20 protein-coding genes and 1 pseudogene are annotated in these 26,163 nt (G+C 67.5%); 17 read left to right on the forward strand and 4 right to left on the reverse strand.

Annotation, left to right across the window (positions count from 1 at the left end):
• The first annotated feature begins 163 nt into the window (after positions 1–163).
• From ACFSXZ_RS36355 to ACFSXZ_RS36370, 4 genes and pseudogenes are all read left to right on the forward strand, one after another.
• Complete coding sequence (locus ACFSXZ_RS36355) at positions 164–688, forward strand: cupin domain-containing protein (protein ID WP_378270601.1); 525 nt, start codon at positions 164–166, stop codon at positions 686–688.
• On the forward strand, positions 685–2,625 hold the full coding sequence (locus tag ACFSXZ_RS36360; protein WP_378270603.1) for an acetoacetate--CoA ligase: 1,941 nt from the start codon (positions 685–687) through the stop codon (positions 2,623–2,625). The genes ACFSXZ_RS36355 and ACFSXZ_RS36360 overlap by 4 nt, the downstream gene beginning before the upstream one ends.
• Positions 2,626–2,840: 215 nt before the next feature.
• Positions 2,841–4,703 carry a helix-turn-helix domain-containing protein gene (locus ACFSXZ_RS36365; protein ID WP_378270605.1) on the forward strand — a complete coding sequence of 621 codons (1,863 nt, stop codon included), beginning with the start codon at positions 2,841–2,843 and terminating at the stop codon, positions 4,701–4,703.
• Between the two features lie 285 nt (positions 4,704–4,988).
• Positions 4,989–5,249, forward strand: a pseudogene (locus ACFSXZ_RS36370) (putative quinol monooxygenase); the annotation flags it as partial.
• Between the two features lie 13 nt (positions 5,250–5,262).
• On the opposite strand, the gene ACFSXZ_RS36375 reads toward ACFSXZ_RS36370, so the two are convergent.
• A complete protein-coding gene (locus tag ACFSXZ_RS36375; RefSeq protein ID WP_378270607.1) occupies positions 5,263–5,670 on the reverse strand; it encodes a winged helix-turn-helix transcriptional regulator in 408 nt (135 codons plus the stop codon).
• A 152-nt stretch (positions 5,671–5,822) separates the two neighbouring features.
• On the opposite strand from ACFSXZ_RS36375, the gene ACFSXZ_RS36380 reads away from it, so the two are divergent.
• From ACFSXZ_RS36380 to ACFSXZ_RS36400, 5 genes are all read left to right on the forward strand, one after another.
• Positions 5,823–6,776 carry an NADP-dependent oxidoreductase gene (locus ACFSXZ_RS36380; protein ID WP_378270744.1) on the forward strand — a complete coding sequence of 318 codons (954 nt, stop codon included), beginning with the start codon at positions 5,823–5,825 and terminating at the stop codon, positions 6,774–6,776.
• Positions 6,777–6,807: 31 nt separating this feature from the next.
• Entirely contained in the window at positions 6,808–7,128 is a 321-nt protein-coding gene (locus ACFSXZ_RS36385) for an NIPSNAP family protein (protein ID WP_378270608.1), read from the forward strand.
• A complete protein-coding gene (locus tag ACFSXZ_RS36390; protein ID WP_378270609.1) occupies positions 7,125–7,568 on the forward strand; it encodes a GlcG/HbpS family heme-binding protein in 444 nt (147 codons plus the stop codon). Before ACFSXZ_RS36385 ends, ACFSXZ_RS36390 begins: the two co-directional genes overlap by 4 nt.
• 128 nt (positions 7,569–7,696) lie before the next feature.
• Complete coding sequence (locus tag ACFSXZ_RS36395) at positions 7,697–8,287, forward strand: DUF4232 domain-containing protein (RefSeq protein ID WP_378270611.1); 591 nt, start codon at positions 7,697–7,699, stop codon at positions 8,285–8,287.
• Positions 8,288–8,716: 429 nt separating this feature from the next.
• Entirely contained in the window at positions 8,717–9,730 is a 1,014-nt protein-coding gene (locus ACFSXZ_RS36400; protein ID WP_378270613.1) for an LLM class flavin-dependent oxidoreductase, read from the forward strand.
• Here ACFSXZ_RS36400 and ACFSXZ_RS36405 read toward each other — a convergent pair.
• The 3 genes from ACFSXZ_RS36405 to ACFSXZ_RS36415 form a co-directional block, all read right to left on the reverse strand.
• Positions 9,690–12,620: a helix-turn-helix transcriptional regulator gene (locus tag ACFSXZ_RS36405; protein WP_378270614.1), complete on the reverse strand. Its 2,931-nt coding sequence runs from the start codon at positions 12,618–12,620 to the stop codon at positions 9,690–9,692. The genes ACFSXZ_RS36400 and ACFSXZ_RS36405 overlap by 41 nt on opposite strands.
• Positions 12,621–12,705: 85 nt before the next feature.
• Complete coding sequence (locus ACFSXZ_RS36410) at positions 12,706–12,897, reverse strand: hypothetical protein (RefSeq protein WP_378270616.1); 192 nt, start codon at positions 12,895–12,897, stop codon at positions 12,706–12,708.
• Positions 12,898–16,008 carry a type 2 lanthipeptide synthetase LanM family protein gene (locus ACFSXZ_RS36415; RefSeq protein ID WP_378270618.1) on the reverse strand — a complete coding sequence of 1,037 codons (3,111 nt, stop codon included), beginning with the start codon at positions 16,006–16,008 and terminating at the stop codon, positions 12,898–12,900.
• Positions 16,009–16,203: 195 nt separating this feature from the next.
• Here ACFSXZ_RS36415 and ACFSXZ_RS36420 point away from each other — a divergent pair, with 195 nt between their 5' ends.
• From ACFSXZ_RS36420 to ACFSXZ_RS36455, 8 genes are read left to right on the forward strand one after another with little or no spacing between them, the layout of a single operon-like run.
• Positions 16,204–17,682 carry an aspartate aminotransferase family protein gene (locus ACFSXZ_RS36420; RefSeq protein WP_378270619.1) on the forward strand — a complete coding sequence of 493 codons (1,479 nt, stop codon included), beginning with the start codon at positions 16,204–16,206 and terminating at the stop codon, positions 17,680–17,682.
• Positions 17,679–18,710 carry an NAD-dependent epimerase/dehydratase family protein gene (locus ACFSXZ_RS36425; RefSeq protein WP_378270621.1) on the forward strand — a complete coding sequence of 344 codons (1,032 nt, stop codon included), beginning with the start codon at positions 17,679–17,681 and terminating at the stop codon, positions 18,708–18,710. The genes ACFSXZ_RS36420 and ACFSXZ_RS36425 overlap by 4 nt, the downstream gene beginning before the upstream one ends.
• Before the next feature lie 17 nt (positions 18,711–18,727).
• Positions 18,728–19,771 carry a glycosyltransferase family 2 protein gene (locus ACFSXZ_RS36430; protein ID WP_378270623.1) on the forward strand — a complete coding sequence of 348 codons (1,044 nt, stop codon included), beginning with the start codon at positions 18,728–18,730 and terminating at the stop codon, positions 19,769–19,771.
• On the forward strand, positions 19,768–20,781 hold the full coding sequence (locus ACFSXZ_RS36435; protein WP_378270624.1) for a glycosyltransferase family 2 protein: 1,014 nt from the start codon (positions 19,768–19,770) through the stop codon (positions 20,779–20,781). Before ACFSXZ_RS36430 ends, ACFSXZ_RS36435 begins: the two co-directional genes overlap by 4 nt.
• A gap of 12 nt (positions 20,782–20,793) precedes the next feature.
• Positions 20,794–22,500 carry a lysylphosphatidylglycerol synthase domain-containing protein gene (locus ACFSXZ_RS36440; RefSeq protein ID WP_378270626.1) on the forward strand — a complete coding sequence of 569 codons (1,707 nt, stop codon included), beginning with the start codon at positions 20,794–20,796 and terminating at the stop codon, positions 22,498–22,500.
• Positions 22,493–23,890 (forward strand): aspartate aminotransferase family protein, encoded by a 1,398-nt coding sequence (locus tag ACFSXZ_RS36445; protein ID WP_378270628.1) that lies wholly within the window; start codon positions 22,493–22,495, stop codon positions 23,888–23,890. The genes ACFSXZ_RS36440 and ACFSXZ_RS36445 overlap by 8 nt, the downstream gene beginning before the upstream one ends.
• On the forward strand, positions 23,887–25,020 hold the full coding sequence (locus tag ACFSXZ_RS36450) for a hypothetical protein (protein ID WP_378270630.1): 1,134 nt from the start codon (positions 23,887–23,889) through the stop codon (positions 25,018–25,020). Before ACFSXZ_RS36445 ends, ACFSXZ_RS36450 begins: the two co-directional genes overlap by 4 nt.
• A 1-nt stretch (position 25,021) precedes the next feature.
• The gene (locus ACFSXZ_RS36455) at positions 25,022–26,161 is read left to right on the forward strand and encodes an endonuclease/exonuclease/phosphatase family protein (RefSeq protein ID WP_378270631.1); all 1,140 of its coding nucleotides are present in this window, start codon (positions 25,022–25,024) and stop codon (positions 26,159–26,161) included.
• The last annotated feature ends 2 nt before the right edge of the window (positions 26,162–26,163 follow it).

Raw genomic sequence — 26,163 nt, forward strand, 5'->3', positions numbered from 1 at the left:
CCCACTTCCTGGGGACCGGATATGTGCTCGCCCCCAGGAAGTGGGCCATGTGCCCGAGCACAGGGAAACCCCCGGATCTGTGTGGCGGCGAGGATCGCGCGAGCGGACGCGATGGCTTTGACTGGTGTCCGGTCGTTCGCCGAACCCTGACGAGGAGAACACGATGTTGCGTCCGAATCTTGTCGTGACCGGTCGCGCCGACGGTAGGTCAGCCTTCGTCGACGAACGACCGCTGACGCCGGTGTCCACCCCGGAGCTGGCAGGCCTGGACCTGTTTCTCGCCTGGGGAACCGCGGACGGCACGGCCAGCAACAGCGACGAGCGTCCCACCCCGGTTCTCGCCCCGTACTTCCCGGGTCCTGGCGGCACCAGGCTGGTGCTCGTCACCTGGCTCCCGGCCGGGCAGACCGGGCAGGCGGCCACGCCCTCGGCCGATGAAGCCGACCTGCTGGCTGGGCTCGCCGCCACGCTGGAGAAGGACGACCCGGGGATGCACACCAGCGCGACGCTCGACTACGGCATCGTCCTCAGTGGAGAGATGTGGCTGGAGCTGGACGAGGGAGCCGAGCGGCGCCTGCCGCCGGGCTCGTGCGTGGTACAGCGGGGTACCCGGCACCGGTGGTCCAACCGCGGCACCGAGCCGGCCACGATGGCGTTCGTCCTCATCGGCGCGGAGCGGGACCGGTGAGTGCCACGGCACCGTTGCGGCTGCACGATTCCACCCTGGGCCGGTTCGTAGACTGGCTGGCGCGCACCCGGGGGCTCGACTTCACCGACTACGAGCAACTCCGGCGATGGTCGGTCGCCGACCTGTCCGGTTTCTGGTCCGCTGTCAAGGAATTCCTCGGCGTCCCGTTCCGCACCGGCCACACCGAAGTACTCGCGAACGAGAAGATGCCAGGCGCGGAATGGTTTCCCGGAGTCGAAACCAACTTCGCCGACGGACTGCTCTCGACGTCGGGCGCCACCCGCGCGGCAGTCGTGACGATCAGCGAGGACGGCTCCACCGAGACGCTCACCCACCACGAGTTCCGGCGACAGGTCGCCACCCTGGCCCGTTCGCTGCGGCGACTCGGTGTCATCCGGGGCGACCGTGTCGTCGGCTACCTCCCCAACATCGGCCAGGCGGCTGTCGCGTTCTACGCCACGGCAAGCCTCGGCGCCATCTGGGCGTCGGTCGGCGCCGACTACGCACCCGAGGCGGCCACGGCCCGGCTGGCGCAACTCTCGCCGAAGGTCCTGATCTCCGTCGACGGTTACCGCTTCGCCGGCACCGCCCGCGACCAGCGTGACGCGGTCGCCAGCCTGCGCACGTCGCTGGCCCCCGAGCACACGGTGATCGTTTCCCGGCTCGGCCTGCCGGTCGGCGACGACGATCTCGACTGGGGCGACGTCACCGTCGGTGACGCGAACCTGGAGCCGGTCGCGGTGCCCTTCGGCCACCCGTTGTGGGTGCTGTTCTCCTCCGGAACCACCGGCCTCCCCAAGGGGATCGTGCACGGTCATGGCGGCATCCAGCTCGAGATGTACAAGACGTTGCGGTTGCACTGGGACCTGTACCCGGACAGCCGGGTCCTGTGGGCGACCTCGCCGAGCTGGGTCCTGTGGAACATCCTCGTTTCGGTCCCCCTCGTCGGTGCCACCGCGGTGCTCTACGACGGGAGCCCGACCTTCCCCGACACCGCGGCACTGTGGCGGACCGTATCGGCACACCAGATCACGCATTTCGGCACCAGCCCGGGTTTCCTCGCCGCGACCGAACGAGGCGGCACCGAGCCTGGCCGACGTTTCGACCTCTCCTCGCTGCGGCAGATCATTTCGACCGGCTCACCGCTGCCGGCCAGTGCCGCGCTCTGGGCGGAAGACCACGTCGGCAAGCACATCCCCGTCGTGTCCATCAGCGGCGGGACGGACGTGGTCGGCGCGTTCGCCGGCGGCGCGCCGACCGTGCCGGTGCGGCCGGGAGAACTGCCCGCGGGCTGCCTGGGGGTCGCGCTCGAATCCTGGGACGAGCGTGGCCGGCCAATCACCGGCGACGTCGGCGAGCTGGTCGTAACTCGACCGATGCCCAGCATGCCGGTCGCGTTCTGGGGCGACGAGTCGGGTGAACGCTACCGCGACACCTACTTCTCCACCTATCCCGGCGTGTGGCGGCACGGTGACTGGATCACCATCACCGACTGGCACTCCGTGGTGGTCCACGGTCGCTCGGACGCCACCCTCAACCGCAACGGGGTGCGTTTGGGCAGCGCCGACATCTACCACGCCGTCGAGGACCTGCCCGAGGTCGCCGAAGCCCTCGTCGTCGGCGCCGAAATGAGCGACGGCGGGTACTGGATGCCCTTGTTCGTCGTGCTTCGCGACGGAACCGAACTCGACGACGAACTCGGACACCGCCTCCGCGACACGATCCGCCGCCGCGCCTCACCACGGCACGTCCCTGACGACATCTACGCGGTCCCGGGAATCCCGCACACCAAGACGGGCAAGAAACTCGAGGTTCCCATCAAAAGGTTGTTACAGGGCGCCGCCCCGGACACCGTGATCACCCCGAGCGCCGTGGACCGGCCCGAGTTGCTGCAATTCTTCACCCGGCTGGCCAACGACCGCGGTAGCTCCGCCTGACCGCCGGACTAGCGCGTGTTTCAAAAGCCCGTGTTTCCGCATCAGGTGAGTACCTGCGCGCGGGCGCCGAAGGCTTCGGATTTTCGGAGGCGGGCCGCCAGCCTGCCCAGACAAGGTCGACGGCGAGAGCCACGGCCCGTCTACGCAAATCCGATCGCGCGCCTTGGAAACACAGACTAGTTTGGACGCTCGACGACAAAGGAGGCGAGGAAACCGTGGGCCCAAACAGTTTTCTGCGGCTCCTCGTCGACGGCGCCCCGGCCTCGGACTACGAGGACGCGCTGCGAACAGCGCTGGCCGGTGCGGCCTCGGGCGAGGAGCACGACCGGATCGTTGACGACCACCGGCTCGCACTCCGCGCACGCGACCTGCTGGAACAGCACCAGTCGCGGGAAGCGGCGCAACGGGCACTGCTGGAATGCGCCATGGAACTCGCCGACGTGCCCAGCAACGTCAACGCGATGCTCACCTCGATTGTGACCAGGGCCCAGCGCCTGCTCGGCTGCGACCTGGCCTACCTCAGCCTCAACGATCCGGAACGGTCGGAGACCTACGTACGGGTCATGGTCGGCGCGACCTCGTCCTGTTGGAAGGACATTCGCATCCCGTTCGGAGCAGGCATCGGCGGCAAAGTCGCCGCGACCGCGACGCCGTTCGCCACCTCGGACTACTTCCACGACGAACGCCTCGCCCACGACCCGGTTGTCGACAAGTCCGCCCGAGCCGAAGGACAGGCCGCCATCCTTGGCGTTCCGCTGGTGCACCGAGGGCGCGTCATCGGCGTGCTGTTCGCGTCCAACCGTCGGCTCGAACCCTTCCCGCACGAGTCCATCGTCCAATTGAGTTCACTCGCCACGCTCGCCGCCATCGCCATCCACCAAGCCAAGCTGCTGGAAGAAAAAGAGACGGCCAACACCACGTTGCGCGCCCGCGCCCGCGAAACCGAACGCGCCGTGACCGCGCACGACCGCAGCATGGAAATCGTCCTCCGTGGCGGCGGGGTCCAGGAAGTCGTCAACGCCACCACGGAAACGCTCGACGGCACGCTCGCGATCTTCGACGAGCAAGGCACCACGCTGGCCTGGACGCCCGACACACCCGAAAAACTGTTGCAGGCCATGCTGTCCGCGACTCAGGGCGACCGCGACCGCGGCGTCCGCAGCGCACCCGCCGGGAACTTCTGGGTCACCACCCTCGCGGCAGGCCGTGAAGACCTCGGCAGTCTCGTCTGGGCGCCGTCATCCACCGCGAGCGACGCCGACCGTCGCATCCTCGAACGCGCCGGCGTCGTCGCCGCGCTGGTCCGGCTGTTCCACAACAACGTCGCCAACGCCGAAGCGCGCGTCCGCGGCGAACTCCTGGACGACCTGCTCTCCCCCACCGCGACGACCTACACATCACTCGCCGACCGCGCACAACGACTCGGCTACGAGCCCGACACCCCGCACATCGTCGTCGTCGCGCACATCGAACCCGCGCTCCGGCAACGGCTCGCGACCAACACGTCCGACCTGGCCGTCGCCCGCAGCGGCCTGAGCACCACCCGCGACGGATTCGCGGTCGTCGTCCTTCCCGCCGGCAACACCGCGCTCACCGCGAAACAGGTCTCCGGTTCTCTCACCATGCGACTCGGGGCACCGGTGACCACCGGCGCCGCAGGCCCCGTCGACAACGCCGCCGAACTGCCAACCGCCTACACTGAAGCACTCGCCTGCACGCGCGCGCTGCTCCGACTCGGCCGAATCGGCGACTCCGCCACAGTCGACGAACTCGGCTACACCGGCCTGCTACTGGGCGACAGCGCGTCCGCCACCACGTTCATCGGCCGCACCCTCGGCCCCGTCATCGACCACGACGCCCGCCGCGGCACCACGCTGCTCTCCACCCTCGAAACCTACTTCGCGACCGGACAAAGTCTCGCCACCAGCGCCAAACAACTCCACGTCCACCCCAACACCATCACCCAGCGCCTCGACCGCGTCAAACGGCTGCTCGGTGTCGACTGGTCGGATCCGGAGCAGGCATTGGACCTCCAACTCGCACTCCGCCTGCGGCGAATTTCGTGGGACTGTCAGTGATCTTGGCCAGAGCATCCACCGGCCCTGGCCGCGTCGATGTCCGCCCCACCAGCACCCCAGCCTCATCGTCGACACCATCGAGGACCAGGCACGACAGCCCGACAACACCAACGCCAGAAGTTGATCACCTGCGCACGGCGCTCACTTTGGCACAACACCAAGAATCCGACACCCATCATCACCGCTGAGCAGGTCCCGGGGCGCGGTGGCAGGATTCATCTTGCTCCGTTTTCCCCTGACCTCGCCGAACCCGCCGTGCGTCTCTCGACGTAACGGGCTCAGCCCGAACGCCGGGAGGAGTTCCTGGCGGCCCTGCGAGAGGTGCTTCCCGCCGCGCGGGCCGAGCCGAACTGCATCTATCTGCACGTCGGTCAATCCATGACCGAGCCCGATGTTTTCCTTCTTTCCGAAGGGTGGCATGACCTCGCCGAGTATCGCGATGTCGTGCTGCCGAAGCCCTACTTCCAGACTTATCTGAAGATCAGCGAGAGCACCTATGCCCGGCCCCGCATCGTCGTGCCGCTCACGCCGGTCGAAGCGACCTGACACAACCTCTTGGTCAGCGCTTCGCCGCGGTCTCACTCGCGCAGGATGCCTCCGCCGCCCCGGCGCGTGCGGCACTGTCGATGTTGTCCTCGACCCAGCTGCGCAGCATCCGCAGTGGCACGGCCGCGCTGTGCCCGAGCTCGGTGAGCGAGTACTCGACGTGCAGCGGCACCGCAGGATAGACAGTGCGATCAACCAGGCCGAACTCCTCCAGGCGCCGCAAAGTCTGGGTCAGCACCTTCGGGCTGATTCCCTGCAGGTGCCGCTGCAACTCGCCGAAGCGCTGCGGACCGTCCTCGAGCGCGCCGATGGCCAGTGCGGACCATTTGTTCGCCAGCAGGTCCAGCATCGCCCGGCACGGGCACTGCGCGGCGTAGACGTCGTGGTCGGAGTGCTGTCCGGTCAGGCACACAGTGGTCATGGAAAGCCCCTCACCTCGATGCTTCCCATCGGGAAGTTCTAGCCCTTGCGAGTAACTATATCCCAGGAGATACGTTGCCGGCGTCCGGAAAGACCGTCGTCCGGTCTTTCCGGGTAACCAATCCAGGGAGAGAACCAGTGTCCGACATATCGATGCGCGCCGTCGTCCAGCAGGCCCTCGGCGGTCCCGACGTACTTTCGGTGCAGCAAGTACCCCGCCCCGAACCGTTGCCGACCGAAATCCGGGTGAAGGTGCGCGCGGCCGGCATCAACCCGGTGGACTGGAAGACCCGGGCAGGAGCCGGCATGGCGCACGTGCTCGGTGAGCCGCCGTTCATCCTGGGCTGGGACGTCTCCGGCACCGTGGAGAAGGTCGGTTTCGGCGTCACGACTTTGCGCGAAGGCGACGAGGTCTACGGCATGCCCTGGTTCCCGCGGGCAGCGGGCGCCTACGCCGAGTACGTCACCGCACCGGCCCGGCAGTTCGCCCGCAAGCCTTCGAGCGTCAGCCACGAGCAGGCCGCCGCCGTGCCGCTCGCCGCCCTCACCGCGTGGCAGGCCCTGGTGGACACCGCGCACGTCCAGTCCGGGCAGCGCGTGCTGATCCACGCCGCCGCCGGCGGCGTCGGGCACCTGGCCGTCCAGTTCGCCAGGCACCTCGGCGCCTCGGTGCTCGGCACCGCACGGGCCCGCAACCACGACTGGCTCACCAAGCTCGGGGCGGACGAGCTGATCGACTACACCGCCGTCCGGTTCGAGGACGCGGCCTCCGACATCGACGTCGTGATCGACCTGGTCGGCGACCTGTACGACGACACCAGCACGCGCTCGCTGGACGTACTGCGCCCAGGTGGGCTGCTCGTCGCCATTCCGGCCGGCGTGTCGCCCGAACTGGCCGCCGCGGCCGAGGCGAAGGGCGCGCGGGTGACGCCGTTCCTCGTCGAGCCGGACGGACCCGCGCTCACCACCATCGGCGCGCTGATCGACTCCGGCGAGGTGGTGGTGGAGGTCGAAGAGACGTTCCCGCTCGAGCAGGTCGCCGCGGCGCACCGGCGCGGCGAGTCCAACCGCACCCGCGGCAAGCTCGTCCTGCGGGTCGCTTCCTGAAGCCCTGCCACAGAACCATGGGAGAACACTGATGTTTTACGAGATCCGCCGCTACCAGGTCCGGCCCGGACGCCGCGACGAATGGGTCCGTTACATGGAGGACACCGTCATCCCGTTCCAGGTCGAGCAGGGAATGTCGGTCACGGCGTCGTTCGTGGACGAGGAGGACCCGGACGGCTACGTGTGGATCCGCCGGTTCGAAGACGAACAGGAACGGATTGCCCTGTACGCCAACGTCTACGAAAGCGACCGCTGGCAAGAAGAGTTGGCCCCGAAGGTGCAGAGCTTCCTGCTCGTCGATCAGAGCAAGGTCACCAGGGTCGTCCCCACCCCGAATTCCGGGCTGAAATGAACGAGCCGAAGACGCACAACGCGCCCTCGATCAGCCGCGCCGCCGCCGTCGCGCTGATCGAGGCCGTACGCGACGAGGCCGCCGCAGCCAGGTTCGAGGTTGCCACGGCGATCACCGACGCCGGGGGCCATCTCCTGGCTTTCGAGCGCACCGACGGAGCCCCGTTCCTCACCGCCGAGGTCGCGATCGACAAGGCTTGGACCGCGGCCTCGTTCCGGCTCGCCATGCACACCTGGAACTCCCTCGTCGCCGATCCGCCCGTGGCACCACTGGCCCACCATCCACGGCTGATGGCCGTGGGCGGCGGGTTCCCGCTGTTCGACGACGGTGTGTGCGTGGGCGGCCTCGGAATTTCGGGCGGAACCGCCGAACAGGACGATGGGCGGGGCTCTCTGTGCAGAGGACGCGCATGGAGCTTGGTACTCAGGTTGCTTGAATGAGACACGAAACTCATCGGAGCATCCGCGGCATGGGGTCCGACATCTATGAGCTTGTAAGGCAGGCAAGTTGCCCACCAAGGGGGTCCACAATGAACGTCAAATGGGTTCGGCGAGCGGGAATCGCCGGCATGGCCGTCGCATCCGCGGCGGTGATGGTGGGCTGCTCATCCACCGACCACAACACGGCCGCACCCGCACCCCCGCCGACCGCCGCTTCAGCGAACGTCGTTGCCCTCAACGGTGCCGACTCCGCCGCCGCCAACGACAACAAGGAAAGCGAATACGCAGCCAAGCGTGTCGGCGTCCCGGGGTGCCGGCACCTGACTACGGCCATCTACAACGACGCACCGGCCACGACGAATGAACCCGCCCCACCTCAGTTCCGCATCGCGTTTGCCTTCCGCAACCCGGGGCCGAAATGCGTGGTGCGCGGCTTTCCTGGGGTCCGGTTCGACGGGGAAGACGGCACCAGCTGGAATGTGGACCGGACCAATGAGCCGACGATGGATGTCGTGCTGGAACCGGGCGAACGGGCCATCGCCAACTTCACGTACATGGTCGCTGACGAAGCCACCGGCTGGCACGTCAAGTCGGTCTCGATCACCCCGCCAAACACCTACGACACCCAGACCTTCCCGTGGGAGCAAGGCGCGCTGAACAAGCAGGACGGCGCCGCTCACCCCGGTACCTACGTCAGCCCGGTCCGTGTCGAGCAGTAACAGCAACCAAGCCGGACCCGGCGGGGCAGGCCAGGACATGACCGAATGTCGCGGGTCCGCAGCAACGTGACCGCCCCGGCCTGCGACACGACCCCTCTTCCCGCAATGCCAACCGACAACGACGGATAAAGACCAGTAGACTTCGACACCAGAAAGGTGCTCCCCGAACTCGCTCGAACATGACCCTCAGCAAGTCATATTCTTGCAGCTCAGAGCACCTTTCTTTCTCCGCGACACAACCCCACGCCCCAGCCACCGTGAAAGCGGGAGGCTAACGGTAGAAGGGGTCAGCGACCGGACAACAACCTCTTGGCGGCCGCCGCGTGCCACCCCAGCCACTGCGGCATGGCCCGTGAGAATCCCGATCATCTCCTGCCATTCTTTACTGATTCCCCGAACAAACCGGGGATAAGCCATTAGGCTCGCAGGGTGTCGGGTGCGGTGTCGATCATGCTTCCGTCGCTACCGGCGCGGATGTCGGAAGTGGGCGGCTACGCCGAGTTGGTCAGCACCGGCCGGGCGGAGCGGCTGTGGATAGGCCAGTCCATTCTCCTCGAACCGCACCAGGTGATGGCCTACCTGGCCGGGCGCGACGTCCGGATCCCGGTGGGCACTGCGGTGACGCTGATGCCGTTACGCCATCCGCTGGAGGCGGCGCTGCAAGCCCGGTCGCTCGCGGCGCTGACCGGCCATTCCGTGGTCGCCGGTCTCGGGACCGGGCCATCCCAGTTCGTTGCAGCGCTGCGTGGCAAGCGGTATAGCAGCCCGCTCCGCGCGGTCCGCGAGTACGCGTCCGTGATGCGGGCACTGCTGAGTTACGACAGCACGCGGTTTGATGGCGAGTACTACTCACACGAGTGGCCGTTGCCCTGGATCGAGCATCCGCGCGTGTATCTCGGGCTCGGGGTCCTTCGCCGCCGGATGGCGGTCCTCGCCGGTGAAGTCGCTGACGCCGTGATTACCTGGCTCGCGCCGCTGGGTCACCTCGCCGAGGTCCTGCGTCCGGCGGTCGTGGCTGGTAGCACCGCCGCCGGACGGCCGGTGCCTCGTATCGTGGCCGCGGTGGGTGTGGCGTTGGACGGCGAGGGGCGTGACCCGCTGGATCTCACTCTCGCCGCTTACGCCGGGCACTTGACCGCACCCCACTACCGCGCGATGTTCCGCGAGGCGGGGCTCTCGGTGGGGCCCAGTCAGCCGGCTTTCGGTGCCGGTCACCTGCTGGCGCACGAGGTCGTGCTGACCGGTGACCCAGCCCGAGTGGCCGACGGCATCCGGCGGTACTGGGCCGCGGGGGTGGATGAGGTCGTGCTGCATGCCGGAGGGGTGCGGACACGGTACGGCGACGATCAGGCGCTTGCGGATCTGAACCGCGTCCTGGACGCCCTCGCCGCCACGGATACCGCTACAGCGGCTCCGTTGGGTCAGCCCGGCGCAGGATCGTGACGGCGTATTCGCCCAGGGAGACCCGATCTGGCTGGTTGGTCTTGGTGGCGAGGCTGGCGACGTGTTTCTCCACGGTTCGGGGCGAGATGTGCAGACGCTGACCGATCGCCTTGTTGCCGAGCCGCTGTACCAGCAGTTCCAGCACCTCGAACTCGCGGACCGTCACCCCGAGCCGACGAAGCTGATCGGGCAGCCGACTGGTGCCGGCCCGGCGCTGCCGGACCGGCACGCCGTTCCGGCGCAGCAGCGCACGGCAGGAACTGGCGACCGCGGTCACGCCCAGCTGGTGGAAGTATTCTTCCGCCTGCCGTAACCAGGCCACCGGCTCGCCCCAGCCGTCGGCGGCGGCCGCTTCCGCGACGAGGCGCAAACCGAGATGCCGGGCCATGGCGTAGGGCGCCGTGGCCTCGGCGGCCGCGTTCATCGCATCCGCCGCGCCCTCCCGATCACCCGCCCGGCCGAGCAGCACCGCGTTCGCCAGCAACAGGAACTGCCGGTTCCAGCGCATGTGGCCGAACGCGCCGGCCAGCAGGTCCGCGCAGTCGCCGGGGGGCAACGTGCCCGCGATGGCGTCGAGCAACGGTAGTAGGCCATACCGGCCGGTCAACCGGAATCCCGAGGGATTTCTGGTGTCGTGGTCGCTGGCCGCCGCCAGTTCGGCCCTGGCCAGCTGCACGTCCTCCTCCAGCAGGGCGCAAAACGCGCGGGCGAGACCGAACACGACCGCCCGCTCGGGTGCCGGTTCCCCACTGATGACCTGGGCGAACCGGGCGAGCGCGGTCTCCATCTCCTCCCGCTTGCCCTGGTGCGCGGCCAGCGTCGCCCGGGTGACCAGGAGATACCGGATCACGTCGGTCAGCCGCAGCCTGGCCGCGACCGCCGAGCAACGGTCCATCTGGTCATGCGCGGCGGTGAACTCGCCGCGCATGACCAGATCCATGCCCCAGAGCGCGTCGGCGGCGCAGGCGACCGTGACGGCGCCGCCGGCCTGCTCGCGCGCACGGTCGAGATTGGTGGCATCGGCGTGACTCTGCACGTCGTGCCCGCCGAGCCGGAGCAGGACGTGGGCGCGGACGAGGGTCATCCGGTTCTGTTCGGCGATCAGCAGGGCTCGCTGCAGGTAACCCCGTGCCTCGTCGAGATCCCGGTCGCGCGCGGCGATACCCAGAACCTGGAGCGCCTGGCAGGAGACCGCCGGGGCAGACGTCTGTTCGGCGAGACGGAGCGCGCGGTTGGCACACTCCTCGGCTGCCGCGATGTGCCCCTCGCCCGGCACTTCCAGCAGCAGGTTGGCGTTGAGCGCCTCGACAGCGGCCAGGTCTTCGAGGTCGTCCGCGCCGAGCAGGGCGCGCACCGTCCTTACCTGCGCCATACCGTCCGCGAACCGGCCGGCCAGATATGCCGCCCAGCCGAGCCTGAGATGCAGTTTGATCGCCCGGTTGAGCTGTGCGAAAGCCGCGAACGCGTCGGCGAGCCGGAATGCCTCCTCGATCTTGCCGGTCTCGGCTAGTGCGTACAGCAGCCCTTCCAGGGCATCGGCCCGGACCGCTGGGTCGGGATGGTCGGCCAGCAGGTCACGGGCTCGACCGAGCAGCGTGACGGCGGAATCGGGAGCCCCGTTGTCCAGCGCGCGGTGGCCGGCTTCGGCGAACAACCGGCCGGCCGCGGCGAAATCCCCGGCGGTCACCCGTAAGGTGGCCGCCAACTGGCACCACTCGCCCGGCAACCCCAGGTACATTGCCTCGATGGCGTCGGCGGCTTTTCCCGCGATCTCCGCGCGGGTCTTCGGCGTCACGTAGGCGAGCGCGGCACGCGCGGTCAGCGGATGCCGGAACGCATACCAGTCCGGTTCGCGGTCGTCGGCGACGATGAGCTGGCCGACCGCGCCGGCATGGATATGGCTCAGCAACGCATAGTCGTCCGTGCCGGTGACGGCCTGGACGACGGCCAGCGGAAAGCGCTCGCCAAGCACCGCGGCCGTGGCCACCAGTGTCCGGCCCGGCTGACCCGCCCGGTCCAGCACCTGCTTGACGCTGCTGGACACCGTGGCCGGCACGTCGGCGGCCAGCTCACCGGTGACCCGCCAGCCGTCCGGGCCGCACACCAGCAGACCCGAGTCGAGCATATGGTTCAACAGCTCTTCGGCCAGAAACGGGTTGCCGACACTGTTCCGCGCCATCAAGTCGGTCACCTCGGCCGGCACCTCCGCCGGCTCGACCCCCAGATACGAGCCGGCCAGCTGGTCCAGGCCCGGCCGGTCGAGCCGGTCGAGCGTGCGCAGCACACAGGTCCGGCGCTGCGCCGCCGCCCGTGCCAGCTCCAGGGCGGCGGATGGTTCCGAGCGCACGCCCCCCAGGAACACGATCGGTTCCCGACCGAGATTGTCGATCAGGTACTCGACGATGGACAGGCTTTCCGAGTCCGCATCCTGGAGGTCGTCGAGCACCAGCAGGCAACCACGGGCCCGGCTGGCCACCGACAGGAGCCGCAAGATCGCCTCGCCGAGCACCACCAGTGAATCGCCGCGCTCGTTGTTCTCGGTGTCACCGTCGTCATGCCAGTCCGGCACCAGCCGGCCGAGGCTGGACGCGTACGGGCCCAGTTCGGCCGTCTCGGGCGGGCGGCTCCCGTGGAACAGCGACAGCAGCGCCTCGGTCAGCGGCCGGAACGGGACGATAGGGCCGATACCGCTGCCCCGCCCCCGCAGTATCCGCAGACCGAGCTCGCTGGCGAGGCCGGTCGCCTCGCGCGCGAGCCGGGTTTTCCCTATCCCGGCCTCGCCGACGAGAAAAATGGCACTCCCCCGGCGACCCACGGTGGCCCGCAACGCTTGGTCAAGTTCTCGCACCTCGTGGTCTCGCCCCACCAGAACCGACGAGCGGTGACGCATCCGTGGAATGTTACGCGGACGCGATCGTATGTCTCAAGCGAGATTTGATCCCGATTCGGCGAGCCGACCCAGCGTCTCGCGGAGGTCAGTCGGTGCCCTCCCAGTAGCTGATGACCAGCGAAGGGCTGTCCGGCCACATAATGGTGAGCGCGTCGATCCGCGGCGCGGTGCCGGTCAGCGCGCCGTGCCGGGTTCCCCGCGTCACGGCTTCCGACAGGACGACGGGGCCGAGCGGATCGCCATTCTCCGAGCCGGGCCAACTGTTCTGTTCGTTCATCTACTTCTCCCTGTCTTCTTGTTTTTCGGGCATGGCTTCGAGGAACAGGACCGATGGAACCGTCTTCGGGAAACCGAGACGGAGCAGGCCATAACCGATACCCGCCAGTCCGCTCAACAAATTCGGGGTCGGGACGGAGTCCGGCGTACCACAACAGGCTCCGCGGTCCCGTAGTGCGGCAAGGACGAATCCGGCGCGCCAGGCGCAACCGGCGGCCGCTGTTTCCTCGCCTGCCGCGGCCAGCATGGTCAGCGGTTCGAGCACGCCGAGTTCGCCGTGGCGCAGGCTCAGGTCGCCGCGCGGTGCCCGGTCGAGGAGAACCCGTATGTCGGCGGTGTCCCCGTCGATCAGATCGGCCGCGATGGTTCCGGAGAGTCCGGAACACCAGCCATAGTCACGGTTCGATTCCGCCGACGCCTTTTCGACCTCTTTCCGACCACGACGCAGTGCCGCGCGGCCGACGGCCGCATAAGGTTCACCGGCACCCATTTCGGCGTAGCGCATCAATGCCCAGCCGATCCCGGTTGATCCGTGCGCGAAACCGGCCGGTTCCCCGTCGCGTCCGGTACCGCTTCGTTCGGCCGCGACGAGCCGGTCCGCGATCGCCCGCGTGAGCCGCCGCGCGGCGGGCAATCCGGTTTCCTCGGCCACCGCGATCAGCGCGGCAAGGTCGCCGGCCAGGCCACCTGACACCCCGTAACGGCCGTCGTCGGGCAGTCCGGCGAGCACGTCCACGGCGGTGGCCAGCCAGCCGTGCAGGTCCTGGTCGTCGAGCAGTGAGGCGAGCCGGGCAAGGCCGTAGCACACCCCGCCGAGCCCGAGGAACCCGCCATGGCCGGCGGTGGCGGCCAGTTCAGGCCGGTGGCCCAGCATGTCGAGCAGACCGGGAACTGCGCTCACCGCCTCGCGCGCTATCTCCCGGCCACGCGCGAGACCGGTCAGCTTGGCCAGCTCGGCCAGGAACAGCGCAACACCGATGTATCCATAGCCCAGCCCGGCCCCCATTGGCAGTAGCGCCCAATGCCGGCCGTCTGCCGGTTCCAGGCCCACCCAGTTGCCACGCCCGCCGCCCCGGGCGGCCCGGCCCATGACCTCGTCCGCGATGGTGCTCGCCGCGGCCAGCAGATACTCAGGGTCGGCGCGGGCCACGGCCGACTTGGCCACCGCGCGCGAAAACTGTGGATCGGCGGAATGCGGCCGCGTGGCCAGGGCCGCGCTGATCACCCATTCCTGAAACGACTCGTCCACTTCCCCCATCGCCTCGATCTTCTCGAGTGTGTGGGCGAGAGTGGGTCGGTCGAGCAGATCCGGCAGGCAGGCGCCGTCCGCGCTCCAGAGCGCGCGGGCCGACGGCCGTCCGGTGAACAGCGGGACATCGCCCGCCCACAGATCGGCGTGTTCGTGCGGCACGAGCCGGCGGCGGAAGTCGTCGTCGGCCGAGTCGGCCCACAGCAGGTCGAGGGCGCGGTCCCGATCCAGCGCGTCCCGCAGGAGGTCCGGGTGCGTGGATTCGTCGAGCAGCACCGAATAGAGCCGGGTCGGCCTGGCGAGTACGCGGATCTCGTCGTCACCGCTCCTGCGCAACGGTCCGCCCGGCGCCAGCAGATCCTCGCGACCCGCCACGATGGTTTCGTAGCCGGACCGGAACCCGGCGAGCAGCGGCGCGCGGAAGTCCGCGGGTTCCGTCTGCCGACCGGCAAACGAGGGCCGGTTGACCGCGGTGCGGAACTTGACGGCCCGCCGCACCAACCGCATCCGGTCGGTGCCCGCGTCCTCCCAGCAAACCGCGTCGACCGGGACGGTAGCGCCGCTGTCTCCTCCCATGCCGGAGACATCGAGCGCGCCATGCCGACCGATCAGCAGTTGCGGCAGCAACGCGGATCGGTACACCGAGGACGACAGCCGCTGCGCGGCGGGATCGGCGTAGGTTTCCGGTGCGCCGGGCCGCGCGGGGTGGAACAGCGTTTCGACATCGACGAGTACTGGCTGATCCCCGCACGCGACAAGGTTTTCGCAGTGCGCGTCGGTCGCGTCGAGCGCATACAACAAAGCAAGTAGCGCGCCCTGATTACGGTAGAACTGGTTGACGTCGGCGAGGCTGTCGCAAGGGCGGTACGGAATGAACTCCGCCCACCCGTAGCCGGCTCCGGCTACTGTCCTGGCGGTACGAAGCGTGACGCGATTCGTGTTCGCGTTGAGCCATTCGACCAGCTCCGCGAAATGGCGATACAGCGCCAAGGAACGCGGTTTGTACACGACCTTGGCTCCGCTCGCCAGCCGGAGGATCGCGACCGATCGCCCGTGCTGGTGTGAGTCGCCCGCCGACAGCCCGACTGCTACCAGCGCACCGGGGTCGGTGTCGTCGAGCAGTTCGGCGAGGATGGCGGGCCGGTCGACGCAGAACCTCGCCAGCAGTTCGGCCTCGGCCTCGACGGCCTGGTCGCAGGTGACCGTCACCAGCCTGGCCAGCACCGGATAGGTCCTCAACAGTAACGCCAGCGTCCGAGGGCTGGACTGTTTCCTGACGAAGTCGGCGAACCGAGCCGACGAGTCCGCGCCGGTCAGCGTGCCGGCGGCGGCGTGCAGTTCCCGCACCAGGGTGCGGGTGGCCAGCGCGGCCAGCCGCCGGCCGAGCCGGCCGGCGAACTCCCGGCCCACCTCGGTCAGGTCGATGTGTTCGGCGCCCGGCAGGTCGCCGGTCCGCCGGAGCAGGCGGGTCCGGGCCGACTCGACGAACGGGCGGAACGGCACTGCGAACGCGTCGCGCCAGTCCGCGGGCGGCGGCATTTCGGGCGGGTCCGATTTCGCTTCCGTCAGGGTCCGGTGCACGGACCGGGCCCAGCCCGGCTGCGGGACTCGGGCGGCGAGAGCCTCCGACGGCTCGGCGAGCAGGGCCAAGAGCCCGACCTCGTCAAGACCGGCCGAGGCCAGCCGGTCGGCGAACCAGCGATTGTCGTGCGAACGGTGGGCCGAACGCCAGTGCTCAAGCCGCTCACTGGCGCGGCGTCTCCCCGTGGCCTCCGGACCGCCGGGGGCGGGCAAGCGCTCGTTCACAGTGAGGGCGGGGGCCCACCACCACTCGCCGAGATCCGGTGTCGAGGCGTCTGTCACGCGCTCACGATGGCACAGCGGTGCGGGACCTACATGGGTAACTCGCCCCCATATTTGGACGCGCGCACGGACGCGAATCCGGGTAGCGGCTACCCATGTCCGGGTCGGCCCGCCGAGACAGGCTGGTGAGGTCACTGCGGCAGGGGAGGCAGTCGCAACACCCCGGGTCGTCTTCCGAGTGGGGGTCGGTAACACATGCCCGAAAACCGTTCTTTCTCGCCGGCCGGCAGGTCCGCGACCGGCTGGGATCCAGATACGGCCGGACTGATCAGCCTGGCTGGTGCCGCCAACCTGACCGCCGGTCAGGTGCGCGAGCTCTATCGGCGTTTCGTCGACGGCGGCCAGATCCGACCGATGACGTCATTCGGCTGCGGCGATTCATTGACGGACCGGGCCGAAGGCGTCTGGCTGTATACCCGGGATGGCCGGCGGATCCTCGATTTCGCCAGTGGCGCGGCGGGGTTCAGCCATGGACACAACCATCCCTCCATTGTCGCCGCCCGGCTCCGCTACGCCGAGCGGCGCCGGATGGAGGTGCACAAGACCTATTTCTCGCCCTATCTCGCCGCACTCGGCCACAATCTGGCGACTATCCTGCCGGGTGATCTCTGCCTTTCCTTCTTTCCGAACTCCGCCGCGGAAGCGATCGAGGGAGCGGTCAAGCTGGCCTACAAGTATCACGGCGGTACCCGGAACACCATCCTCTGTTCCGATATCGCCGACCATGGCCGGCTTCTTGGCTCCGGCAGCCTGAGTGCGGGAAACAAGGGACGCTATCCGGAAATTCCCGGAGTGGCTCGCTATCACTACGACAGCACGGAATCGGTGCGATCGGCGATCACGCGAGCGACGAAATCAGGAAACTGTGACGTCTACGCGATCCTGGTGGAACCGTTCAGCTCCTCGACCGCGCGCCAGTGTTCCAAGCAATTTCTCCGCGACCTCCGCGAGTTGTGCACCGCCGGCAAGATCGTGCTGATCTTCGACGAGACCCGTACCGGCCTGGGCCGGACCGGCAGCCTGTTCCACTTCACCCGCCACCCCGGGCTGATTCCGGACGTGCTGGCCATCTCCAGGTCGTTCGGCGGCGGAAAATCCTCGGTCTCGGCGTATGTCGCACGCAAGCGGATCTTCCGGCAGTCGTATGACAACCTGGCCGACTCCCTGCTGCACAGCACCAGCACCACTTACTACGGATTCGGTGAGGAGAACGCGACCGCGATCGAGGCGATCCGGATCGCCGTCGAACACGACTATCCACGGCGGGCCCGGGACATCCAGGATGTTCTCGCGCCTGGCCTGGCCCGGATCCAGCGATCGTGCCCGGGCACGATCAGCGAAATACGCGGTTGCGGCGCCACCTTCGGCGTCATGCTCGACTACAGCGATGAGGTCGTGAAAGTTGCAGGAAAAGCGCTTCCCAGCGGATTGACGGACAATCGGGACTTCGTCGCGAAACTCACTTCCGCGGCAGTGCTCGACGCCCTGTACAAGAACCACGGAATCCTTGCCCACCAGGGACTACACGGCCGACTCCCCGTGCTCATCGGTCCCCCTCTGATCGCCGAACCGGAACACGTCGAGCGATTTCTGGACGGTTTCGAGGCGGCACTCGCCGACGGGTTGCCGCGATTGCTGACGAAATTCCTCGGAGAGAAGGCGACAACGTTATGAAGACTGTGGTGGTGACCGGCGCGGCCGGGGTGCTGGGCGGAGGCCTGGTGAAAAGCCTTGCCAGGAATGGGATGACGGTACGTGGGCTGGACCTCCGGCCGGCGCCGGAGCCGGTCGCCGACGTACGGCAGATTGAAGGTGATGTCCGGAACCCGGCGGTCGTGCGCGCCGCGATCGCCGGCGCGGACGCCGTGGTGCACTGCGCCGCGGCGTTGCCGAGCCAGCACGCCGAGCAGATCAGATCGGTGATCGTCGACGGCACGGCGAACGTGCTGGCGTGCAGCCGTGAGGAGAAGATCCCACGCGTGGTGCATATCTCCTCCACCGCGGTCTACGGGCTGCCGAGTCTGGTGCCCACGCCGGAGGATTACCCGCAGGTGCCCGTGGATCCGTACAGCACGGCAAAGGTCATGGCCGAAGAAGCGTGCGTGTCGTCCCGCGCGCAAGGCATGTGCGTGTCGGTGTTGCGTCCCAAGACATTCCTCGGGCCCGGCCGGATGGGCTTGTTCTCGATGCTGTTCGAATGGGCCGTCGAAGGCCGGAACTTCCCAGTTCTCGGCCGTGGTGACGTGCGCATCCAGATGTGCGCGCTGGAGGATCTGATCGACGCCGTGCGCGCGGTGCTGGCGGCACCGGAAGAAATCGCGAACGACGTCTACAACGTCGCGGCCGCGGAGTTCGCCACGCTTCGGGAGGATTTCCAGGCCGTGCTCGACGCCGCGGGGCACGGAAAACAGGTGGTGTCGGTGCCCATCGGACCCGCGCTGCCAATATTGCGTGGCTTGCAATGGGCCCGACTGTCCCCGGTGTACGGCCGCCTGCTGAGCAAGCTGCGGGCCGACTCCTACGTGAGCATCGAAAAGGCTCGCGAAAGGCTCGGTTTCACACCCCGCTTCTCCAATCGCGAGGCGATTCTGCGGACCTTCGACTGGTGGCGGACGCAACGAGGGTCCGTTGTCCGCCGCGGCACCACTTCGCGTGAACCGTGGCGGCAAGGCGCGCTCAGCCTGGCCAAGGTCCTGTTTTGAGAATCCGGAGGTGCCCCATGACGAAGGCCTCGCCAACCGTGTCCGTGATCATCCCAAACTACAACTACGCGCGTGCCCTTCGCCCATGCCTGGAGTCGGTACTCGCGCAGACCTATGACAACCTGGAGATACTACTTGTCGACGACTGCAGTACCGACGACTCCGCGTCGGTCGCGGCCGAACTGGGCATCCGTATTATCCGCACGCCCTACAACATGGGCGCTCCCGCGGCCCGGAACCTCGGTGCCGGTCAGGCGAGCGGCGAAGTCCTGTTGTTCGTCGACTCCGACGTCGCGTTGAACCCCGACGCGGTGGTCAACGCCGTCCGGCTGCTGGAGTCGAGCCCGGATATCGGGGCGGTGTGCGGTAACTACGACCCGGTCCCGCTCTTCCGGGACAGCCTGGTCGAGGAATATCGCTGCCTTCAGCAGTACTACTGGCTCGCGGAGGACGAGGGCACCATCACCACGTCCTACACCGCGATTCTGGCGATCAGCGCCGATCTGTTCGCGGCCGTGGGCGGATTCGACCCGCGGTTGCGGCACACCGAAAACGCCGAGTTCGGTCACCGACTCTCCCGCACTCACCAGGTGCGATTGACCTCGGCGGTACGCGGTCGTCATGACTACGACGACTCGCTGCGGGTGGTGATGTCCAAAGTGTTCACCCGGGCCCGCTTGCATATTCCGTTGTACCTGCGGCGTCCGGAGCTTTCCGGTGGCTTCTCGAGCGGCCCGCGGGCCTGGGGCAGCATGGCCACGCTGGCGGCCCTGTTCTCGATCCCGCTTCCGGTGCTGTTCGGTCCGCTGTTCGCGGCCGTTCCGCTGTCGTTGCTGGCCATCGCGATCGGGTGCGACGTGCCGATGTACCGGTTCGTGCTGCGGCGGCGCGGTCCTGGCTTCCTCGGATATTTCCTGGCGATGCACGGGCTGGTGAACGCCACGGTCGGGCTCGCGGCGCTCGCCGGCGGCGTGCAATGGTTGTCATCGAGTTCGTTCCGACGCATGTACGACCGCGCGCCGACTCCGCCGGCGCCCGGGCAAGCGGTGGAGCACCGATGAATACACCGCGAACCGTGTCCGTGATCATCCCCAACTACAACGGCGGCCGGACCCTGGAACTGTGCCTGCGGTCCGTGCTGACACAGCACCACCGGCCAGCGGAAGTGATCGTGGTCGACGACTGCAGCACCGACGATTCGGTCGCCATCGCCGAACGCGCCGGCGCGCGCGTGGTACGCACGCCACGCAACAGCGGGTGCGGTGTGGCTCGCAATCTTGGTGCCACGCATGCCAGTGGCGCGGTGCTGTTTTTCGTCGACTCCGATGTCGCCCTCGAACCGGATGCCATTTCCTCCGCGCTCAGTGTGCTCGGTTCGGAACCGACGATCGGCGCGGTATGCGGCATCGAGCATCCGGTGCCGCTGCTCAACAACAGCCTGGTGGCTCGGTTTCGCGCCCTCCAGTACCACTACTGGTCGGCCAGTTCGGAAGGGAACGTGTCCTTCCTCTTTCCCAACATCTGCGCGATCCGGGCCGATGTTTTCGCCGAACTGGGCCCCTTTTCGGCGGCCCTCCGTCAGACCGAGGAGGTAGACTACGGCTACCGGCTCAGCCGACGGTACCGGCTTCGGCTGACTTCGGCCGTGCGTGGCCGGCACGATCACGATGCTCGGCTGGTCACGTTGCTGCGCAAGCTGTTCCAACGTGGCCGGTTGAGGGTTCCGCTTTACGCCAAGGCACGCCGCTTCGCGAAAGGTTTCGAAACAGCGAACCGGGCGTACGCCAGCGTCGCCGCGCTACTCGCCGTGGTCTCCACGGTGTTACCGCTGGCGGCGGGAGCGCTCGCGGCCGCCGTTCCGGTGCTGCTTTTCGCCGTGTCGGTCGGGCTCGACGCCGGCATGTACCGGTTCGTCCTGCGCGAGCAGGGTCCGGCTTTTCTCGGATACTTCACGGTCATGCAATTCCTGGTGAATGTGACCATCGCCGCCTCGGTCGCGGTGGGTGCGGCCCAGTGGATCGCTTCCCGGCGTTTCCGGGTGCTGTACGACACGCCCGCCGTCACCTCGTGAGGAAGCGCGAAGATGCCAGAACCTCATCGCCAGCCGACCGTATCGGTAATCATTCTGCACCGGGGTGACGACGCCGCGCTGGGGCGCTGCCTCACGGCCATTGGCGCGCAGACCTACCAGCCCACGGAAACCGTCGTCGCCAACCACACCGGTACCGGAATTCGGGACAGCCCGGCCGCGGCCGGAAATCGTGCGGTCGCCGCCAGCCATGGCGAAATCGTGTTCTTCGTGGCCTCCGACATTGTGCTGGCACCGGACTCGATCGCCAATGCCGTCCGGCTCCTGGGGGAACGCCCCGGCCGCGGCTGCGTGTTCGGGAAACAGGTGCTCGAACCCGCCTCCGGGCGCGATTTTCGCCGCTGGCTCGGGCCGGTATGGACCGCGTTTGGCGCACCGGCAGCGATTCCGATGCCGGTGATCGAGGCGGTCGGACCGTTCGACGCGAGCCTGCGCGAATCCTGGGACGTCGAGTACCGGGCGCGGCTGGCGAACCGCTACGAAATCGTCTTCTCCGATCTGGTAACCGGGCAGCAGCGTGCCAGTACGAAATTCTTGGCGCTGGCGCGGACCGCGTTCTTCAGGTCGCAAGCGTTCCTTCCGATACTCGCGTTGCGCCGAGGCGCCGGACGGCGGCAACTCGGGTCCATCGCCGGCCTTGACCGGGGCCTGCTCAGCCGCGGCGTGCTCGTCGCGGGCGCGGCGTTCGGCTTGCTGCGGTGGCTTTTCGACCCCACGTTCGGTGCTTCACTCACCCAACTGCCGGTCAAGCCGGACCAGACGGCGAAGCCACCGAACCGGCTCTGGCGCAGGCTGGTCTCCTGGGTACTGGCGTTCGTCGTGCTGGTGGCTGTGGTGCTGGCCCTTCGAGATCAGGACTGGCAACTGGCTGCAACGCTGATACGCCCCAACATGGTGCCGTTGCTGCTGGTCTCGTGCCTGGCGTACCTGACCGGGTTGGCACTGACCATGGCATCCTGGCGTTGCCTGCTGGTCGCCGGAAAGAGTCGCGTCGGTTATGCGGCCAGCGCGCGCATCTTTTTCGCCGGCATCGTCACGCAGAAACTGCCCGGCCGGTTTTGGGGTGTCCTCACCCATATCCGGCTGGGTGGCGACGCTGGGGTCACGGCCAACCGGATGGTCGCGGCCTACGCGCTGAGCCTCCCGGTGGCCTTGACGACCGCCGCGGCGGTCGGCTCGTCGGTCGCGCCGAGCGTGCTCGGCGGCCGTGCCCTGCTGCTGATCATCCCGGTTCTGCTCGTGGCCGCCATGTTCTTCCGGCCCCAGGCAGTCGGCCTGCCGGTCAGCAGGCTGCTCATGCTGACCGGACGCCCCGTACCGGGCACCGTGGCCCCGGACAAGGCGATGCGCAGGTCGATTATGGTCTCGCTGGCTTCCTGGCTGGTGTCCGGTCTGCATCTGTGGGTGCTGGCGGTCATGCTCGGCGCGAACCCACTGGCCGCGCTGCCGGTCTGCGTCGGAGGCTTCGCGCTCGCGGTCGCAGCGGGCAGCGTCGCCGTGTTCCTGCCCGACGGCTGGGGTGCCCGCGAGGTCGCAATGCTGATCGCGTTGACCACCGTTCTGCCGGCAGAGGCCGCCGGAATCGCCGCGGTCGCCAGCAGGCTCGTCACGTTCTGTACCGAGTTGCTCGGCACCGGGCTGTCCGTCGCAATCGCGAAGGCCGTTGAAGGCCGCCGAAGTGATAGGAAAGCGAATGCATGACCTGATCAGTGTCGACGAGTGTGAGCGACTGTCCATCTCGGAGGTACACGACCTGTATCGCCGGCATGTCGGCCGGAGCCAGGTGTCGCTGATGTCGTCATTCTCCTTCGGCCGGGAGCTAGTGGCCGAGGCCGAGGGGGTGTGGATCCATACCCGTGGCGGACGGCGGATTCTGGATTTCACCGGCGGGGTCGGAGTGCTCGGTCACGGGCACAATCACTCGCAAATCCTGGCCGCTCGCAGGGAGTTCCAAGCCCGCGGCGGCCTCGAGTCCCACCACGGCCACCTTTCGCCGTACGTGGCGGTGCTGAGCCACAACCTTGCTCAACTCCTGCCGGCCGACCTGTCGGTTTGCCGGTTCGTCAACTCCGGGGCCGAGGCCGTGGAAGAGGCGATCAAACTAGCCTACCGCTTTCACCGCGGCCGACGCCGCCACATTCTCCACTCGGACATTAGCTTTCACGGTAAGCTGCTCGGCTCCGGCAGCGTGACCGGAGCCGCGCAGCACGCGTTCGCCTTCCCCCGAATCTCCGGCGTGCTGTCGTACACCTACGACGACATCGAATCGGTTCGGGCCGCGATAGACAGCTGCCGGAAAGAATCGGGCGAATGTGACGTCTACGCAATCTTGGTGGAGCCGTTCAGCGCGTCCACCATGCGGCATTGTTCCGAGGGTTTCCTCCGCGAGTTGCGGGAATTGTGCACGGCGGAGGACATCCTGCTCCTGTTCGACGAAATCTATACCGGCTGGGGAAAGACGGGCAGCCTGTTCGCCTTCCTCCGGTATCCCGGGCTCGTACCCGACCTGCTGACCACCTCGAAATCGTTCGGCGGCGGAAAATCGTCGATTTCCGGCTATGTGGCGAGGGAATCGGTCTGCCGCATCGCCGGCGACGATTCGGCCGAGCCTGGCATGACCGAGGAGATCGCGACGGCCATCGAGGCGGTGCGGATCGCCGTCGACGACGATTACCCCGGCCGTGGCCGCACAATCGAACGACAGATCGCGGCCGGGCTTGGCAACCTCGCCGAGAAGTATCCACGCATGATCACCGACGTAGCCGGATCGGGCGCGCTGTTCGGTGTCTTCCTCGGCGGGCCGAGGATCCTCGGCATGGCATCGCGCATCGCGCCCGGCGGGCTCGGCAGAGATCCGAATTTCGGGACAAAGCTGATGGCCTGTGCCGTGGTGGACGCGTTGTACCGCGATCACGGCGTGTACAGCTACTACACTCTCAATGGGCGAAACCCGCTGGTGGTGGCGCCGTCGCTGGTGGTCGAGCAGGCGGAAATCGACTACTTCATGAACGCACTCGACCGCACGCTGGCCAAGGGTCCGGTACGACTGCTGGCCGAGTTCGTGAAGAGCAAGGCGGGGTCGCTGTGGTGAGCGAACCGGCCGACACAGTTCTCGACGACATCACACCTCGGCGGGGCCGCCGATGGCCCGCCCAGGTACTCCTGGGCGCGGCGCTGGCCTGGCTGGTGTTCACGATGTCGCAATTGTTGTTGAGCGGCAGATGGTCGTTATGGATCCTGGCCGACCTGGCGCCCGCACTGCTGTTCCTCGTGGTTCCGGTGGTGCTGTTGCTGTGCACCGTGCCGTTTCCGGTGCCGCGGGTGCGCATGCCGCCGCGGTCTCGGGTCGCCACGGTGCTGGCCGCCACCATCTCGCTTGTTCTGGGCATCGGACACGCCGGGGTGAACTGGGCAGCGCTGAGCCCCCACGGAAACAACCTGATACCGGCCGGAGCGGTCAAGATTGTTTCCTGGGACACCCTGTACTGGGACCAAAGCGATGACCCGGACCGGTTCTACGCCTATCTGCAAGAACAGCACGCCGACGTTTACCTGTTGCAGGAGTACGTGGTCGGCATTCCCCGGCCGGACACGTTGGAACCGGTCGACGACCTCGGCCGCATCCGCGAAGCCTTTCCTGGCTATTACGTCGCCTCCGCGGGCGAACTCCTCACCGTGTCCCGATTCCCCATCGCCGCACAGATCCCGCTGCCCGCGTCGGCGACGAGGCCGCCCGGCATCAGCTACACCGCATGGCCTGAATTCTGGACCTACCGGGTCCTGCGCACCGATCTGACGATCGACGGAAAAACCTTATCCGTCTACAACCTCCATCTTCCCGACGTCCTCGACCTCGATTTCAGCCCAGCCACCTCGACGTTCTATCGAATGATCGGAAAATTGGACACGTGGCGCCAGGCAGAATTCCAGGCCCTGCACGCCGATCTGGTTGCCAACGGCAACCCGGCGATAGTAAGCGGCGTCACCAACACCCTGCCGAACATGGGCGACCGGCACTGGTTCGACGGATTGCACGATGCCGTGTCGGCCGGCGACTCGTTCTATCCTGTCACACTGGCCTTCCGCGGAATGTCGCTGTGGCGAATGGACGGCACGTTCACCACTTCCGGCTTGCGGACGGACTCCTACCGGCTGGTCGACCCGCAGGGCATGTCCACCCACCGCCTGCAGGCTTTCGCCGTGTCCAGGACGGGGGCTTGAGATGAGCGGTCAGCCGCTGATGTCCGACGAGGGTCTGCAGGTCGAGCGGGTAACGGCCCGGGTCGGCCGACGAACCTGGTGCCGGGCGACTCGCCTGCTGGTGAGTTGCGCGCTCCTGTGGCTTGGATTTGTTTTCGCCCAATGGTTCCTGAGCGGGCACTGGTGGGTGTGGCTGCTGGTGGGCGCGATACCGCCGTTCCTGTTCGTCCTGGTTCCGCTGCTGCTGTTGGCCGGCGTGCTGGTCTTGCTCGCCTGCCGGATCCGCCTGCCGGTGGCGGCTCGGTGGTGGGTGGCCGTCGCCGGCGTTCTCGCCGGAATACTCGGATTCGGGCAGTCCGGAATCAACGTCGCCGCACTGACCGGTAATCCCGACGGCGCGGTACCACCAGGCGCGATCCACGTTTTCTCGTGGAACACCGAATACTGGGATCAGAACGACGATGCAAGCCATTTCTACGATTATCTCAAGGCGCAACACGCGGACGTTTACCTGCTGCAGGAACATATGTACTGGGACGAAAGCAAGGACGAGAAAGGTGCGATACAGCTGAAGGATATCGATCAGTTGCGGCAAGAATTCCCCGGATACACGGTGGTGGCAAAGGGGGAACTGCTGACGTTGTCGCGGTTCCCGGTACTGGGCTGGCCCCACGTCTCGGCTGCTGACTGGTGGGCTGATTTCACCACCGGAAAGGTATTGCGAACGGACCTGAGAGTCGGCACCACGACCCTTTCGGTCTACAACGTACATATCCCCGTGCAGGTCGACATGAACCGGAGCCCCCTGCATGCCGACTTCTATGGCTACACGCGCGAAGCCGACGACCAACGGCACGCCCAGTTCTCCGCCTTGACGTCCGACGTCGGAGCCAACCCCAAGCCGGTGCTGATTGCGGGGGATTTCAACACCAGCCCGGCGATGGCGGACCTCGCCGGCCTGCGGTCCATAACCGCAGACGCGGCCCGGGCCGCCCGTTCGCTGTATCCGGCGTCCTGGCAGGCCGGGAGCTGGATGCGATTCTGGCGTCTGGACTGGGCGTTCACCATGCATGGCGTGCGCGTACACCGGTACGAGTTCGAAGATCCGCAGGGTATGTCGGACCACGACGCGCAGGATCTGACGATTTCCCTGCCGGATTGAGG

The sequence above is a fragment of the Amycolatopsis pigmentata genome (genome assembly GCF_042684065.1).
GTDB lineage: Bacteria > Actinomycetota > Actinomycetes > Mycobacteriales > Pseudonocardiaceae > Amycolatopsis_E > Amycolatopsis_E pigmentata.